The sequence below is a fragment of the Vibrio hyugaensis genome, assembly GCF_002906655.1.
GTDB classification, from domain to species: domain Bacteria; phylum Pseudomonadota; class Gammaproteobacteria; order Enterobacterales; family Vibrionaceae; genus Vibrio; species Vibrio hyugaensis.
In genome coordinates, this window is the sequence record NZ_CP025795.1 from 1,587,803 (window position 1) to 1,602,848 (window position 15,046).

The window sequence follows — 15,046 nt, forward strand, 5'->3', positions numbered from 1 at the left end:
TCACAAAGACTCATCCATTTCAATTCCTGAACACAATAAGCTAACAGTTTGAGAGAGGAGTCTTTAATGAGTTTACTGAGTGTCCCATTTGTCGGAACAGGCGCAGATACAGCGTTGCATGTCGTTGCTGCCGTCGTTTTAATCGCGAGCGTAGCAGGCGCGTGTTACGGCTTTTGGAAAATCCATGAGTTGCCAATCAATAAGGCACACAGCAAAGACCATCATCAGATAGGGCTCATCACCGCCCTCACCTGGATAGGATTTGTCTGGCACTGGGTATGGGTGCTAGCCGTGATCTTTGCATTCGTTGATATGGAAAAAGCCATCATCAATCTGCGTGATACATGGAAAAGTAAACCGCAAACAGAAACCCAGCCACAAGAGGAGGCGTAATGTTAGAAGGTTTAGCGGTTTGGGCACTCTTTATTTATCTACTTCGTTTAGTCGGAATGCCTTGGAATAAAGCCACTAAGGCTTTCTCTTACCTTGGTGGTTTGGGTTGGTTAATGTTCGTATGGGTGGGTTTGATTAACTTTACTCCGATGGACTTATCTGGTGGTTCTGTTGTGCAATCACCGCACATTCAGCTACGCCCAGATTCGACCAACGTAAAAGGCAAAGTCGACCATATTTACATCAAACCGAATCAACAAATTGAAAAAGGTCAGCTCATTTATGAACTCGACCCAACCCAGTACGATATTGCATTGAACCAAGCGAATGTGTCAGCAGACTCAGCTCGAGTTGCACTTGCAACAGCGCAAGGTGATATCGAGATAGAAGAAGCGAATCACGAAGCACTTGTGCAAGATTTAGAAACATCAAAGAGCCAATTAGAAGCGGCGAAAGTCGACTACAAATTGCAGAAAAAGATGTTAGATCGTTATGTTGAACAGAACCGAGTGGTGAAAAACACCATTACGGAAAGCGACATCGACAAGCAATCGAGCACGGTGGATATGGCACACCACAATGTGTTGACGCTTGAGTCTCAAATCAAGAAGAAGCAAGTGGATATTTCACGAGCGAAACTGGCGATTCATAAAGCAGAGCTCGCAGTTGAAACCAAACAGGCGGAATTGCGTCAAGCAGAAGAGCAGATTGCAAAAGCACAATGGGACTTGAACAGTACGAAGGTTCACGCTCCAGCAGATGGCTTTGTGACCAACTTTATCCTGCGTGAAGGCCAGCGAGTATCCGCAATGCCGCGTATCAACATGTACACCAATGAGAAATACGTATTGATGCGAGTGAATCACCAAGCGATTCGTAACATCAAACCTGGGCAACCAGCGGAATTTTCGTCTTCGGTTTACCCGGGTAAGATCTTCTCGGCAACCGTAGAGGGCATTGTGGAAGCAACGGGGGAATCGCAAAGTAACCTACTTGGTTTGGATGATTCAGTTCGTGTCACCACTGGCAAGAACTTACAGAACAAACACCACTTTGTTCGTCTGAAAATTGATGAACCAGAAGGCTACGACATCCCAGTCGGCTCTGTAGGTTTAGCATGGGTGAGCGGCGAAAAACCAATTGGCTTTCTCGCCTTCTTGGATGTGATTCGTGGCATTATCATCCGAATGAAGTCTCAACTGTACTTCTTCTACTCTATCTAACCTCACAAACCGCCAGTTCAGCTGGCGGTTTTCTTTTCATTTGTATCCAAGCACGTACTTTTCCCGTATAACAAATACTTAGTTTATTCGGGGAGAATATCCATGTCAGCAAAGGAAAGAAGCCTACCTACTCATCGCATCTCGAGATTCAGCAAATTTGCGACTCTTGCTACTCGCGTCGCAGGCAATGTGATTGCAGAAGGCACCAAACAAATCGCTAAAGGCAACAAACCCAAAGCGAAAGATCTTTTGCTGACGCCGCAGAACATCGCGCGCTTAACCGACCAGCTCGCCCATTTACGCGGCGCAGCAATGAAGCTTGGACAAATGCTTTCAATGGATGCAAGTGACGTTCTGGAGCCTGAACTGGCAGACATCCTTTCTCGGCTTCGCTCCAACGCCGATCCAATGCCAGCCAAACAACTGAATGGCGTGATGGAAAGTTCACTAGGTATCAATTGGAAAGCAGAATTTCTCTCATTTAACTTCAAACCAATTGCCAGTGCTTCCATAGGACAAGTCCATCAAGCCTACAGCGACGCGGGCGACAGCCTAGCGGTCAAAGTGCAATATCCGGGCATCCGAAAGAGTATCAATAGTGATGTCGACAACGTAGGCACACTACTTAAGGTAGTTGGACTGATTCCAGAGTCCGTTGATTACAAAGGATTGTTAGAGGAAGCGAAAAAGCAGCTACATGATGAAGCCGATTACGCGCGTGAAGCGCAATTTGCTATTCGCTATCACGATGCCTTAAAAAACCACCCTCACTTTGTGGTGCCACAAATCCATACTGAAAGTTGCTCGGACTCTGTGCTCGCTATGGAGTTCATAGATGGCGTTTCTATTGAACAAATCGAACACTACGATCAAAGCACACGTGATTTTGTCATGCACAGTCTGCTTGAATTGCTGTTCCGTGAGTTGTTCGAATTTAAGATGGTGCAAACCGACCCTAACTTCGCCAACTATTTGTACATCGAGACCACTCGCCAAATCGGCTTGTTGGACTTTGGGGCCACTCGTGAATACAGTGAACGATTCAGTAACGGTTATCGCCAAGCCTTTGCGTCTGTCGTAAACAATGACGAACAAGGTTTGAATGAGGCACTGGAGCAAATTGGATTCTTCAGCAAAACTATCATGCCAGAACAGCGCCAAGCGATTCTCGACTTGGTGAAAATGGCGTGTGAGCCTATGTTGGTTGATGAGTCTTATGATTTCAAAGCCAGTGGATTAGCGCAGAAGCTTCGTGAAGCCGGGACTATTTTGAGCATGGAGCAAGACTACTGGCACACACCACCAGCTGATGCCCTATTTCTCCATAGAAAAATTGGCGGTATGTACTTGCTCGCGGCTCGTATTGGCGCAAAAGTGAACATTCGCCAATTGGTCGCACCTTACCTACAGATAAGTGATCAATAGGCTATTGTTTTTCTGCCACTTTCGAGTACCTTGATCCGCTACCTATAAGAATAATCGACTGTCGAGGTGCTCGGTGAGTAAGTTTCAAGATCTCTCCACTCTAATCGAACAAATTGTCCAAGCAGAAGAAGCGGACCAAATCACCGCTTTGAATGATTCTATCGAATGCGGTCTCGAACCCGGTGCAGTTGCGCTGATTCTCGAAGCCTTTCCAATCGATGATCGCGTACGCTTGTGGCGTGCATTACCTATGGAACTGCATATCGATGTACTAACCGAAATGCGTGCAGAAGTGCGCCTTTCTATCATCGAAGCACTTTCTGAAGTTGAGCTTAAGCTAACCTTAGCCAAACTAGATAACTTATCGCTGATCGAATGGGCGGATTCTCTACCCGAAGAGTTCATCAATGAAGCGTTAGAGCTGATTGAGAAAGATGAGCTCGATCTCTACGATCAAGCAAACGAATATGAAGACGAAGAACTTGGCCGGTGGGCTGAGCGTAAGATCATCACTATCCCTTTTAATATTACCGTTGGTAAAGCACGTCGCTTGATGGAGCGTTACAGTTACGACACCCCCCAGCAAGTCTATCTCATCAACCGTAAAAAACAGTTTCGTGGTGCCGTAAACTATTACGAAATCTTACGTAGTGACCCTGACGTTCGTCTAAAAACCTTAGCCATTGAAAGCGTCACCATTCTTGATAGTAAAATGGAACTGTCAGAGGCCGTTGAAGCCTTGGAGCACAGTCCACTCCCTGCTCTGCCAGTCACCGATGCAGATCAAACCTTAATTGGCGAAGTTGATTGGCAGTTTGCACTAAGTACACAACGTGAAATCTACGAAGCCCGCTTAATGGCTGGTACGGGTATGGATGAAGGGGATGACTTATTCGCACCGGTACTTAAAAGCTCGCAAAAACGTGGCGTTTGGCTTGGCATCAACTTGCTGACAGCTATCTTAGCCTCAGTCACGATTGGTTTGTTTGAAGATGTGATTTCTCAAGTGGTTGCCCTTGCGGTTCTAATGCCAATTGTTGCCTCTATGGGTGGTATAGCTGGCAGCCAGACTCTCACTCTTATGATTCGTGCTATGGCGTTGAACCAGATTACCCCTGGTAACCGCTTTGCACTATTGAAGAACGAACTCGGTATCGGCTCACTGAATGGCTTACTTTGGGCGCTTATCATCGGTGGTTTAGCTGGCTTATGGTTCCAATCAACCGTACTGGGAGGCACAATCGCGTTAGCCATCATCGTGAACATCATCACGGCAGCCTTATTTGGTGTATTAATACCAATCGTACTGGATAAATTGAAACTCGATCCTGCTTTGGCTGGCTCGGTAATTTTGACTACCGTGACAGATGTGGTTGGCTTCTTTGCTTTTTTAGGAACCGCAAGCCTAGTAATGTTGTAAAAAGAATTACCCTAGTTAATTAATTCATCATTAGCATTATAATTACAAGTTGCAATCTGCATTTGCAACTTGCAAAAAACAACTAGATTTAGGCAACCTATATCACAGAAACCGTGTTTTTCTGGTGGTTTTAAAGTTGGCACACTAACTGCATTAATTAAAGCGACCCTTCTTAAGCCGAGGGTCACCTAGCCAACTGACGTTGTTAGTGAACTTGAATTTGTTCACAAGTATATAAGCCAATCGCACTTTTTGCGGTTGGCTATTTTTTTATCTGACCCCCTCAAATGTTTCCTCCATACGCTTTAACTCCCCTTAACCTGTTAACTCAGTTATTTTTATCATCAATTAAATATCAATTTTCCTAAACCTTCTTTGTTATAAACATGCACTTTAGACCAAAAATCTATTCAAACTAATAAAAATAGAGATAAACAAATACATTTTCGTTCAAATTATGAACACCCATTCTTATCAAGATGAGGAAAACGTTTGCTAAGCATCATAAAACTCAATCAGTTCGTCTTTTTATAAACAAAGCATGGAAATTTGATGGGATATAAGAAAGTCACTAATGACACCGATTTCATTACATATTACTGGTCAGATAAGACATCATTGACTAAACTTTTTTGCTTTACTAAAAAATCATAACTCCATGTTTTAAGTGAATTTAAAAAACATAAAGCTTTCAGCAATCGTTTAAGTGACAAAAAACTCATTGACTATGAGATTTACATCACGATAATACGCGCCGTTTGCCCAGATATTGGGATCTATAATTCGTTTTAATTTTCTTTGCGGAGGTAAAAATGGCTGCAGACAATAACTACAGTCTAGGACCAGTTCCTAGCAGTGCCAGAAAGGGTGTTGCATCATTAACCATGGTAATGTTGGGACTCACTTTCTTCTCCGCAAGTATGTGGACGGGCGGCTCGCTCGGTACCGGACTTTCTTTTGATGATTTCTTCCTCGCCGTTCTCATTGGTAACCTAATCCTCGGTATTTACACTTCCTTCCTCGGTTACATCGGCGCTTCGACTGGTCTCTCTACTCACCTCCTTGCTCGTTTCTCTTTTGGCTCTAAAGGCTCTTGGCTTCCTTCCGCTCTTCTCGGCGGCACACAAGTTGGTTGGTTTGGTGTTGGAGTAGCAATGTTTGCGATTCCAGTAAACAAAGCAACAGGCATTGATACAAACACGCTCATCATCATTTCAGGCTTGCTAATGACCGCGACGGTTTACTTTGGTATCTCTGCACTCATGGTACTATCCGCGATTGCAGTACCAGCAATTGCCCTACTTGGTGGCTATTCTGTAGTGGAAGCAGTAAACAGCGTTGGTGGTGTGGCTGAACTACAAAAAGTACAACCAACACAACCTATCGACTTTTCAGTAGCGTTAGCAATGGTGGTAGGGTCATTCGTCAGTGCGGGCACACTAACTGCGGACTTCGTTCGTTTTGGTAAAAAGCCAAAAGGCGCAGTGATGGTCACTATGGTGGCGTTCTTTATCGGTAACTCACTGATGTTCATCTTCGGCGCAGCAGGTGCGGCTGTAACCGGCCAATCAGACATTTCTGAAGTGATGATTGCGCAAGGTCTGCTTATCCCAGCTATCATCGTACTTGGCCTGAACATCTGGACAACTAACGACAATGCGCTTTACGCCTCAGGTCTAGGCTTCTCAAACATCACTGGTTTACCAAGCAAGTACATCTCGATGGCAAACGGTTTGGTTGGTACGTTGTGCGCTTTATGGTTGTACAATAACTTTGTAGGTTGGTTAACCTTCTTATCGGTTGCAATTCCACCAATTGGTGGCGTCATCATTGCAGATTTCTTCATGAACCGTAAACGTTACACAAATTTCGAAGCAGCAGAGTTCCAAACGGTTAACTGGGCTGGCATTATCGCTGTGGCGATTGGTGTTGCAGCGGGCCACTTCCTTCCAGGTGTGGTACCTGTGAACGCGGTACTAGGCGGCACAATCAGCTACCTGATTCTAAATCCTATTCTTAATAAAAAGACACTGGCACAGCAGCCAGCGTAAGGAACCATCATGACAACACTATTGATCAAGAACGCAACGCTAAAGGGACAGGAAGGTCTCCAGCAAATTTTGATTGAGGATGGTCAATTCAAGCGTATTGAAGACAATAATGTAGAGCTAAATTACACAGGTGAAGTGCTTGATGCAGAGGGCGGCATGGCTGTCGCTCCATTCTGTGAGCCTCACATTCACCTAGACACAACGCAAACAGCAGGTGAGCCAAGCTGGAACATTTCAGGTACGCTTTTCGAAGGTATTGAGCGTTGGGCTGAGCGCAAAGAATTACTGTCAATTGAAGACGTGAAATCACGCGCGAAGCAAACTCTAAAGTGGCAAATTGCTAACGGTGTGCAACACGTTCGTACTCACGTTGACGTTTCTGACCCTACCCTAATCGCACTGAAAGCGATGGTAGAGGTACGCGAAGAAATGAAAGAGTGGGTAGACATCCAAATCGTTGCGTTTCCACAAGAAGGCATTCTGTCTTACCCGAATGGTAAAGAATTGCTAGAAGAAGCGGTTCAGTTGGGTGCTGACGTTATTGGTGCTATTCCTCACTTTGAATTCACTCGTGAGTACGGCATCGAGTCTCTGCACTACGTTTTCGAACTGGCACAGAAATACGACCGTTTGATCGACGTACACTGTGATGAGATCGATGACGAGCAGTCACGCTTTGTTGAAACGCTTGCAGCGCTAGCGCACAAATTCAACATGGGTCACAAGGTAACCGCAAGCCATACAACGGCGATGGGCTCTTACAACGGTGCTTACGCATCTCGCCTGTTCCGTTTGCTACGTATGTCTGGCATCAACTTCGTTGCAAACCCATTGGTGAACATCCACCTTCAAGGGCGCTTCGATGATTACCCGAAACGCCGTGGTGTGACTCGTGTTAAAGAAATGCTGAATGCAAACATCAACGTATGTTTTGGTCACGATGATGTCTTTGACCCTTGGTACCCACTAGGTACTGCAAACATGCTACAAGTGCTGCATATGGGTCTGCACGTGTGTCAGGTGATGGGTTACGACCAAATCAACAACTCACTGGATCTGATCAGCACGAATTCAGCACGTACACTGAACATTCAAGACAAGCACGGCATTGAAACAGGTAAGCCAGGTAGTTTACTGATTCTTCCTGCAGAGAATGGTTTCGACGCAGTACGTCGCCAAGTGCCAGTCCGTTACTCTGTTCGTCACGGTAAAGTGATTGCAGAAACGCAACCAGCGACAACGCACATTCATTTGGATAAGCAAGAGCAAGTGACGTACAAACGCTAATTGCTGAGCTTTAAACGCAAAAAAAGGGTCTGACTAACATCAGACCCTTTTTTTATTTCTTCACGCGCTGTGTTAGGTGTCTACGGCAACTAATGACATTCCTTAGCAACGAAGGCGTATTCCCTAAATAGACAACCTTGCCATCTTCATCAACAATGGCAGGTACAACCTTTAAGCCTTTCATATCTGCGCCGTATTCCACCAACTTACGTTCTAGCTCATATAAATCCTGCATATCTCGGACTCAATTTATAATTATCAATTTTCGCGTGAATGCTATCCCTCTGATAGAGGATTAATGTTGATCTGGATCATGAAAGGTTGATCCTCATTATGCAGGGCTCAAAGTTGAGACAACAAAGGAGGACGAGTACGCTTTGATGTGTTTTTTAATACTAATTATTGCGACGCACCTTCAAATTAAATTTAGAAATATAGACAGTTTGCATAATAAATATTTGCACTCTTTGTTAACAAACACTAAAGTTAGCGAGTTGATTGAGCTTTAGATTAAATTTCTAAAAATTGCCCAAACACAAATTCAACACTAACAACGTCACAATTAGTGCTTATAAAATAAAGAATAATACTAAAAACAGGGTCAGCAGTTATGCTGACCCTTTCTTTTCCTCTCTTCAAGCCAGAGATTCACACTTACATTTCGAGCTAAATGCAAAAGACCTTTCTACAATGATAACCGACGGTTATCAGCGAGATAAGTGGATTCCTAATCAAACAGCGTTCAATAATAGCTTCGAACCAAACATCTCGGAGTGAAATACATGAACATTTTCAACAAAACTACATTGGTCGCGGCGCTATCTCTTCCCTTACTTGCAGGATGCGCGACTCCGGGAGAAGACGATCCAAACGCATTAACAAAACAAGGTGCTGCAGGTGGAGCACTTTTAGGTCTGACTATGGGCGCTTTGACGGGTGATGCTGAGCTTGCCGTGAAAGGCGCAGTTGCGGGTGGTGTAGCTGGTGGTGTAGCAGGTGCTGGTGCGGATATTCACAACAACCGTGAAAATATCCGACATGATAGCCGTAACCAAGCAATTGGTGGCATTAATGGCGGTCAGAACGCAGCAACAACCAGCGCATCTCAGCAATGGCAAGAGATCGATAACTTTGTTGGGGATTGGAACGTAAACATCCAAAACCACAATCGCGATTTTAAAGGCTTAGAAGATCTGTCAGCTCACGGCTCGTTAGCAAAAACAACCGAAGCAAATGTAAAAGTGACTAACTCGCAAGGTGTAGATCTTAATGCCGCATTCACGTTCGACCAACAAACAGGCTATCAACTAACGCTGACCAACGAAGCCAAAGATGTTTCGGTCGCATTTGCTGGTGAACAACAATCGCAAAGTAATCGTTATAACTTTTACCCGATGAATATTAATGATGTAGTTTACCAAGGCATCCCAACGGGTGATGTACGCGTAGAGCTTGGCTTTGCTGGACCAAACGTTTGGACCATCGATAGCTACGCTTACATCGACGGAGCAGAACAAAAAGTACAAACGTTCCGATTCACTCGCACCCAATAAAACAACAAGGCTTTCTTCGCAACATCTCAATAACAACGTCTCACTTGGCAATTTAATAAAGGCTTAGGCATACTCTGTCTAAGCCTTTATTTTTTTGAAGAAATCCATGTCTCAACTCAATCCAGCAGAGCTCAGCCAATTTGAGCCTCAGTTCCTACAGTTTATGCAGCAAGAGATGCAAACTGATGCCGCTCACGACCTCAGTCACGTACGACGCGTAGTCAAAACCGCTCGTCAGCTAGCAGAACAAGAAGGTGCAGATTTAGCTGTTGTATTGCCTGCTGCGTATCTGCATGATTGCTTTACTTACCCAAAAGATCACCCGAACCGCAAACAAAGCTCAACGATTGCAGCAACTAAAGCGATTTCGTTTCTCGAAAGCATCGACTACCCTGCTCAATACCATGACGCTATCGCCCACGCGATAGAATCTCACAGCTTTAGCGCCAACATTACACCTAATACTTTGGAAGCTCAGGTCGTCCAAGACGCAGACCGTTTAGACGCGCTTGGAGCAATTGGTGTGACACGTTGTATTCAAGTGAGCACGTTGTTTGATGCCGCCTTATATAACGAACAGGACATGTTTGCAGAACATCGAGAATTGGAAGATAAACGATTCACCATCGATCATTTCCAAACCAAATTGTTTAAAATAGTCGAGACGATGAACACCAGAGCAGCATATGAAGAAGGTTTGAAGCGTAAAGCGTTTATGCAGTCTTACCTAGAGCAGTTGCGCCAAGAAGTAGAAGGTTAATATGTCGGAAAGTCACGACCTAATTAAAGAGCTCAAACGCCAGCTCAAGCAGTCTGGCTTGCACTATGTCGATGTCGCACAGCATTTGGAGCTAAGCGAGGGCTCTGTAAAACGCTTATTGGCAGAAGGCAGTCAAATCAGCCTCGACCGCTTGGAGCGTATCTGTCAGCTGACTGGGTTAGAAATGGCAGAGCTATTTAAACTGGCAGCAGCACACAACAAAGGGCTAGAGTCGCTCACGCTAGAACAAGAAAAACAGCTGGTTGATGATAAAGGCTTATTGTTGGTTGCGGTTTGTGTGGTCAATGGCTATCGTTTCGAACAAATCATCGAGCAATACACTTTTGATGAGTTAGAGCTGATACAAAAGCTAGCCCAACTCGACCGCCTCAATATCATCGACTTGCTGCCAGGTAACAAGATTCGTCTGCGTATATCCCCGACTTTCAAGTGGCACACAGGTGGCCCTATTCAGCGTTTCTTCCAGCAACAAGTTCAAGAAGCTTTCTTCCAGAGCTATTTCTCTGCTGAGGATGAGAAGTTAGTGATGGCAACGGGCTTAATGAGCTTACCAACCAACAAGAAGATGCAGCAAAAGCTACAAAAGGTCATCGATGAGTTTTATCAGATCTGTCAAAGCGACGACTCATTGGACATGAATGAGAAGCACGGTACCTCTCTGGTGATTGCGATGCGTCGTTGGACATTCCCGCTGTTTAACCCTTGGGAACGCAAATAGGGACTACCTGATGCTCGATAAACTCAAAAGCCTATCGGTCAAGACGAGACCTATTCTCCCTTTATTCATACTCATTGCCTTTGGTGGTTTTGTGGTGTTCATTGCCACACTCTTGCAACTTTCTGATGTGGTTAAGGAGTCTTATCTTATTCCGAGTGGCGTAACCGCGTTGTGGGCGCTTGCCGCTTGGGTGATGATCTCAAGCTTTCAGCATGTTCCTGAACTTACGCCGAGCCTCGGTTTTTTCAAACGAATGAAAGCTCGCTTGGTGCGTCTGTTCTTTTATTTGGTGACATTAGGCTTTATTGGACTCTCTGGTTTTATTCTGTTTGTCACATTGAGAATGCTCAGCGTCTGGTTTCGACACTAAGCTCATCTCGTAACGCATGAAAGCACCAATCAGTGAGATATCACAAAATTATGAAAACAAAAGTATCGCAAAGTGTTACTTTTGGTTTCTCATAACGTAACTCTTTTCTTCACACTGGCTTCCCAAAGCCAAGCCTTTAAAGTGCTCCCATCTCAAAGCGATTTTGCAATTACGGAGCCAGCATGTTTCTCACTAAACGATTCTTCCCCTATTTTGTGACTCAGTGCCTTGGTGCACTGAACGACAATATCTACAAGAATGTTCTCTTGTTGATGGTGACCTACAGCCAAATTGACTCACTACCGATGTCGGTTGACCTCTTTGTTAACCTTGCGGCAGGCTTATTTATTCTTCCCTTCTTTTTGTTTTCAGCCCACGCTGGTGCGATTGCCGACAACATGGACAAAGCCAAGTTAATCCGCCGCTTAAAACTTATTGAATTAGTGATCATGAGTTGTGCAGCGACGGCTATCATGACGCAGAGTGCCATTCTAATGCTGGCTCTACTCTTCATGACTGGTACTCAATCGGCTTACTTCGGCCCTGTGAAATACGCTCTACTTCCTCAAGCGCTTAAATCTGATGAGCTAGTGAAAGGTAACGCTTGGGTTGAGATTGGAACTTTCCTTTCTATCCTGATTGGTACATTAAGCGCAGGTCTATTGCTTGCGATTCCAAATGGTATGCTTATCGCCTCTTGCATTGTGATTACGCTTTCACTACTGGGCTTTTTGAGCAGCGCAAACATCCCCTCTCTGCCAAGTAAGAAACGTGACAAAGTAAAATTCGAACCTATTACTGGTTTGAAGAAAACACTCAAACTGGCACAAAAACAACGCGGTATTTGGATGTCAATTCTAGCGATCAGTTGGTTCTGGTTTATGGGTGCGACTTACCTGACTCAATTCCCAAATTTTGCTCGTGAACACCTATTTGCAGACAGCACTGTGGTTTCTCTGTTGTTGGCTCTGTTCTCAGTTGGTATCGCGACAGGCTCATGGTTATGTGAAAAGCTGTCTTTCAATCAAGTTGAACTGGGTATTCTGCCATTTGGTATTTTGGGCTTAACGATTTTCAGTGCCGACCTACTATGGGCAGTACCTGCAATCGAATCTTTCCCAAGTCAGTATTACGATGTACAAAGCTTTATTGCCCAGTCTTCACATATTCGAGTGATGATCGACTTGTTCTTGGTTGGTGTGAGCGGAGGCGTATTTATTGTTCCCCTTTATGCGTTTATCCAATCGCGCTCAGAAGAAGGCGAATGTGCTCAATCTATTGCGGCAAACAACATCATGAACGCACTGTTTATGGTCGCTTCCGCTGCTGTTTCTATCTTTGTGTTAAGTGTTTTAGAGTTCTCTATTGTTGAGCTATTTGCCATTTTGGCCGTCGGTAACTTCATCGTGGCTATCTACGTTTACCGTCAAGTACCTGAGTTTACTCAGCGCTTTATTAGCTACTTACTAAGCCACTGTCTGTACCGAGTTTCGGTAACCGGTCGTCAGCATATCCCAGAACAAGGCGCTGCGCTGATTGTGGCAAACCATGTGAGCTATGTAGACGCTTTGATTCTTATGGGCACATCAACCCGTCCTGTTCGATTCGTGATGGACAAATCAATCAGTGAGCTGCCTGTTCTTAAACACGTTTTTCGTCATGCTGGCGTTATCCCTATTTGTTCGCCGCGCAAATGTGCAGAGACTTACAAAAAGGCTTTCGAGAAAATTGAGCATGCTCTTAATAATGATGAAGTAGTTTGTATCTTCCCTGAAGGTCGATTGACGTCAAATGGTGAACTAGGCGAGTTTAGACCTGGTGTAGAGAAGATTCTAAAACGAACCCCCGTACCGGTAATTCCAATGGCACTAAAAGGCTTATGGGGATCTTTCTTCAGCCACAAAAATGGACACGCGTTAACGAAGCGCCCTACTCGCTTTTGGTCTCGTATCGAAGTCAATATTGGTGAGCTATTGCAACCAACCACGTTAGATCGCCATTTGTTACAAAAAGAAGTGCAAGATTTGCTAATTCGCTGACAGTAGTTTCGTGGAGAATCTAGTAGGATAAAATCAACGTCATAAATCTAGGAGGTATTATGAAAATCATCATCTTACATGGTCTTTATATGCATGGGCTGGTCATGCAGCCTCTTAGCCAAAAGCTGAGAAAGCTGGGCTACGAGACCCAAGTATTGAGTTACAACACGGTTTCAATTAACGAAGAGTCGCTGTTCGATTCCATCGACAAGGCGCTTAATCCGCTGACTGCCAATGTGTTGGTGGGTCATAGCCTAGGCGGTTTGATGATTAAACGATACCTCGCGAGCAGAAAGCCATCGACAAGTCTGGTGTCCCACGTTGTGGCAATTGGCTCGCCACTGAAAGGCGCTTCTATCGTCACTCGCATTCAAGATTTGGGATTCGGTGCGATGCTTGGTAACTCACCGTATCACGGCCTTAACAAGCACGAAGATGTTTGGACTTTCCCACAAAAGCTCGGCAGCATCGCAGGCACAATGGGCATTGGCGCTAGGCCTATTCTCATGCATAAAGACAACACCATGTCTGATGGCACAGTGACCGTTGATGAAACACGTTTAGAAGGCATGCAAGATCATATAGAGACGAAACAGACTCACACTAGCCTTATCTACAACACCTATGTACCTGCGCAGATTGATCACTTTATCAAAACTGATCACTTCAGCAGATAGCGCACTTTTCCATCAAGTAGTTGCAATCTACTTTTCAAGCCAAGGCGTTCGCAGTACTATCTCTACTCCGACCACTCATTTGAGTGTCGGAGTTTTTTACTTCTAACCATATTGGTTGGATTCAATGTTCTCAGGGCGGGGCGAAATTCCCCACCGGCGGTATACTCTTTTGAGTGAGCCCGCGAGCGCTCGATTCGTCGAGGTCAGCAGATCTGGTGAGATGCCAGAGCCGACGGTTATAGTCCGGATGAAAGAGAATAAGAAAACATCAGCGGTTTCCTCAACGTTCTGTGTTGATGAACACTGGTGCACTTCTTTTTGGATCGCATTTTTATTGCGTGGGTTTGTGCCATCTTACCGTTGGCGGCTCATTGCCTGCATAGAATGTGACGATCCCTCATACCGCCCTGATTCTGGTGATATTTAGGAGTTAACCATGAATCAGTCATCACTACTTGCCGAATTTGGCGACCCAATTACTCGCGTTGAAAACGCACTTATCGCATTAAAAGAAGGCCGTGGCGTGCTTCTTCTTGACGATGAAGATCGTGAAAACGAAGGCGACATCATTTATTCCGTAGAGCACCTGACTAATGAGCAAATGGCTCTGATGATCCGCGAATGCAGCGGCATTGTGTGCCTATGCCTGACAGACGCTCAAGCAGACAAATTGGAACTGCCACCAATGGTTGTGAACAACAACAGCGCAAACCAAACAGCTTTCACGGTTTCTATTGAAGCGAAGCAAGGCGTAACAACTGGCGTTTCTGCCGCTGACCGTGTAACAACCATCAAAACAGCAGCAAACCCAAATGCAAAACCAGATGACTTAGCTCGTCCTGGTCATGTATTCCCTCTACGTGCTCGTCCTGGTGGCGTAATGACTCGTCGTGGTCACACAGAAGGCACTATCGATCTGATGCAAATGGCCGGTTTGCAGCCTGCAGGCGTGCTATGTGAGGTGACAAACCCAGATGGCACCATGGCAAAAGCACCAGAGATCGTTGCGTTTGGTCGTTTACACAACATGCCAGTGCTCACCATAGAAGACATGGTTGCGTACCGTAATCAATTTGATTTAAAGCTAGCGTAATCAACACGTATTTGTC

14 protein-coding genes and 1 riboswitch are annotated in these 15,046 nt (G+C 45.0%); of the genes, 13 read left to right on the forward strand and 1 reads right to left on the reverse strand.

The genetic code is table 11. From position 1 onward, the window contains the following. Positions 1-66 precede the first annotated feature (66 nt). From C1S74_RS24125 to C1S74_RS24150, 6 genes are all read left to right on the forward strand, one after another. Positions 67-393, forward strand: a complete 327-nt coding sequence (locus C1S74_RS24125; protein ID WP_005433326.1) for an MFS transporter — start codon at positions 67-69, stop codon at positions 391-393. Beyond that, complete coding sequence (locus C1S74_RS24130; protein WP_045398454.1) at positions 393-1,616, forward strand: HlyD family secretion protein; 1,224 nt, start codon at positions 393-395, stop codon at positions 1,614-1,616. The genes C1S74_RS24125 and C1S74_RS24130 overlap by 1 nt, the downstream gene beginning before the upstream one ends. Before the next feature lie 102 nt (positions 1,617-1,718). Then, positions 1,719-3,041, forward strand: coding sequence for an ABC1 kinase family protein (locus C1S74_RS24135; RefSeq protein ID WP_045398456.1), 1,323 nt, complete (start codon positions 1,719-1,721; stop codon positions 3,039-3,041). Between the two features lie 73 nt (positions 3,042-3,114). Beyond that, entirely contained in the window at positions 3,115-4,461 is a 1,347-nt protein-coding gene (locus C1S74_RS24140) for a magnesium transporter (RefSeq protein WP_045398458.1), read from the forward strand. 812 nt (positions 4,462-5,273) lie between these two features. Continuing rightward, positions 5,274-6,512 carry a cytosine permease gene (gene codB / locus C1S74_RS24145; protein WP_045398460.1) on the forward strand — a complete coding sequence of 413 codons (1,239 nt, stop codon included), beginning with the start codon at positions 5,274-5,276 and terminating at the stop codon, positions 6,510-6,512. Positions 6,513-6,521: 9 nt separating this feature from the next. Further along, positions 6,522-7,799, forward strand: a complete 1,278-nt coding sequence (locus C1S74_RS24150) for a cytosine deaminase (protein ID WP_045398462.1) — start codon at positions 6,522-6,524, stop codon at positions 7,797-7,799. A gap of 52 nt (positions 7,800-7,851) precedes the next feature. Here C1S74_RS24150 and C1S74_RS24155 read toward each other — a convergent pair whose 3' ends face one another. Beyond that, positions 7,852-8,034: a hypothetical protein gene (locus C1S74_RS24155; protein ID WP_009704791.1), complete on the reverse strand. Its 183-nt coding sequence runs from the start codon at positions 8,032-8,034 to the stop codon at positions 7,852-7,854. Between the two features lie 547 nt (positions 8,035-8,581). On the opposite strand from C1S74_RS24155, the gene C1S74_RS24160 reads away from it, so the two are divergent. From C1S74_RS24160 to ribB, 7 genes are all read left to right on the forward strand, one after another. Beyond that, positions 8,582-9,352, forward strand: coding sequence for a hypothetical protein (locus C1S74_RS24160; RefSeq protein WP_045398464.1), 771 nt, complete (start codon positions 8,582-8,584; stop codon positions 9,350-9,352). Between the two features lie 106 nt (positions 9,353-9,458). Continuing rightward, positions 9,459-10,112, forward strand: coding sequence for an HD domain-containing protein (locus tag C1S74_RS24165; protein ID WP_045398466.1), 654 nt, complete (start codon positions 9,459-9,461; stop codon positions 10,110-10,112). 1 nt (position 10,113) lies between these two features. Next, entirely contained in the window at positions 10,114-10,851 is a 738-nt protein-coding gene (locus C1S74_RS24170) for a helix-turn-helix domain-containing protein (RefSeq protein ID WP_045398467.1), read from the forward strand. Between the two features lie 10 nt (positions 10,852-10,861). Continuing rightward, positions 10,862-11,221: a hypothetical protein gene (locus C1S74_RS24175; RefSeq protein ID WP_045398469.1), complete on the forward strand. Its 360-nt coding sequence runs from the start codon at positions 10,862-10,864 to the stop codon at positions 11,219-11,221. A 182-nt stretch (positions 11,222-11,403) separates the two neighbouring features. Continuing rightward, positions 11,404-13,260: an MFS transporter gene (locus tag C1S74_RS24180; RefSeq protein WP_045398471.1), complete on the forward strand. Its 1,857-nt coding sequence runs from the start codon at positions 11,404-11,406 to the stop codon at positions 13,258-13,260. Positions 13,261-13,319: 59 nt separating this feature from the next. Beyond that, positions 13,320-13,937, forward strand: coding sequence for a PGAP1-like alpha/beta domain-containing protein (locus C1S74_RS24185; protein ID WP_005442468.1), 618 nt, complete (start codon positions 13,320-13,322; stop codon positions 13,935-13,937). Between the two features lie 122 nt (positions 13,938-14,059). Further along, a riboswitch (FMN riboswitch) is annotated at positions 14,060-14,200 on the forward strand. Between the two features lie 173 nt (positions 14,201-14,373). Further along, on the forward strand, positions 14,374-15,030 hold the full coding sequence (gene ribB, locus C1S74_RS24190; RefSeq protein ID WP_005433496.1) for a 3,4-dihydroxy-2-butanone-4-phosphate synthase: 657 nt from the start codon (positions 14,374-14,376) through the stop codon (positions 15,028-15,030). The last annotated feature ends 16 nt before the right edge of the window (positions 15,031-15,046 follow it).

Coding starts and splice junctions, on each gene's coding strand:
- C1S74_RS24155 (WP_009704791.1), bottom strand. CDS start 8,034: ATGCAGGATTTATATGAGCTAGAACGTAAGTTGGTGGAATACGGCGCA.
- C1S74_RS24125 (WP_005433326.1), top strand. CDS start 67: ATGAGTTTACTGAGTGTCCCATTTGTCGGAACAGGCGCAGATACAGCG.
- C1S74_RS24130 (WP_045398454.1), top strand. CDS start 393: ATGTTAGAAGGTTTAGCGGTTTGGGCACTCTTTATTTATCTACTTCGT.
- C1S74_RS24135 (WP_045398456.1), top strand. CDS start 1,719: ATGTCAGCAAAGGAAAGAAGCCTACCTACTCATCGCATCTCGAGATTC.
- C1S74_RS24180 (WP_045398471.1), top strand. CDS start 11,404: ATGTTTCTCACTAAACGATTCTTCCCCTATTTTGTGACTCAGTGCCTT.
- C1S74_RS24170 (WP_045398467.1), top strand. CDS start 10,114: ATGTCGGAAAGTCACGACCTAATTAAAGAGCTCAAACGCCAGCTCAAG.
- ribB (WP_005433496.1), top strand. CDS start 14,374: ATGAATCAGTCATCACTACTTGCCGAATTTGGCGACCCAATTACTCGC.
- C1S74_RS24160 (WP_045398464.1), top strand. CDS start 8,582: ATGAACATTTTCAACAAAACTACATTGGTCGCGGCGCTATCTCTTCCC.
- C1S74_RS24165 (WP_045398466.1), top strand. CDS start 9,459: ATGTCTCAACTCAATCCAGCAGAGCTCAGCCAATTTGAGCCTCAGTTC.
- C1S74_RS24175 (WP_045398469.1), top strand. CDS start 10,862: ATGCTCGATAAACTCAAAAGCCTATCGGTCAAGACGAGACCTATTCTC.
- codB (WP_045398460.1), top strand. CDS start 5,274: ATGGCTGCAGACAATAACTACAGTCTAGGACCAGTTCCTAGCAGTGCC.
- C1S74_RS24185 (WP_005442468.1), top strand. CDS start 13,320: ATGAAAATCATCATCTTACATGGTCTTTATATGCATGGGCTGGTCATG.
- C1S74_RS24150 (WP_045398462.1), top strand. CDS start 6,522: ATGACAACACTATTGATCAAGAACGCAACGCTAAAGGGACAGGAAGGT.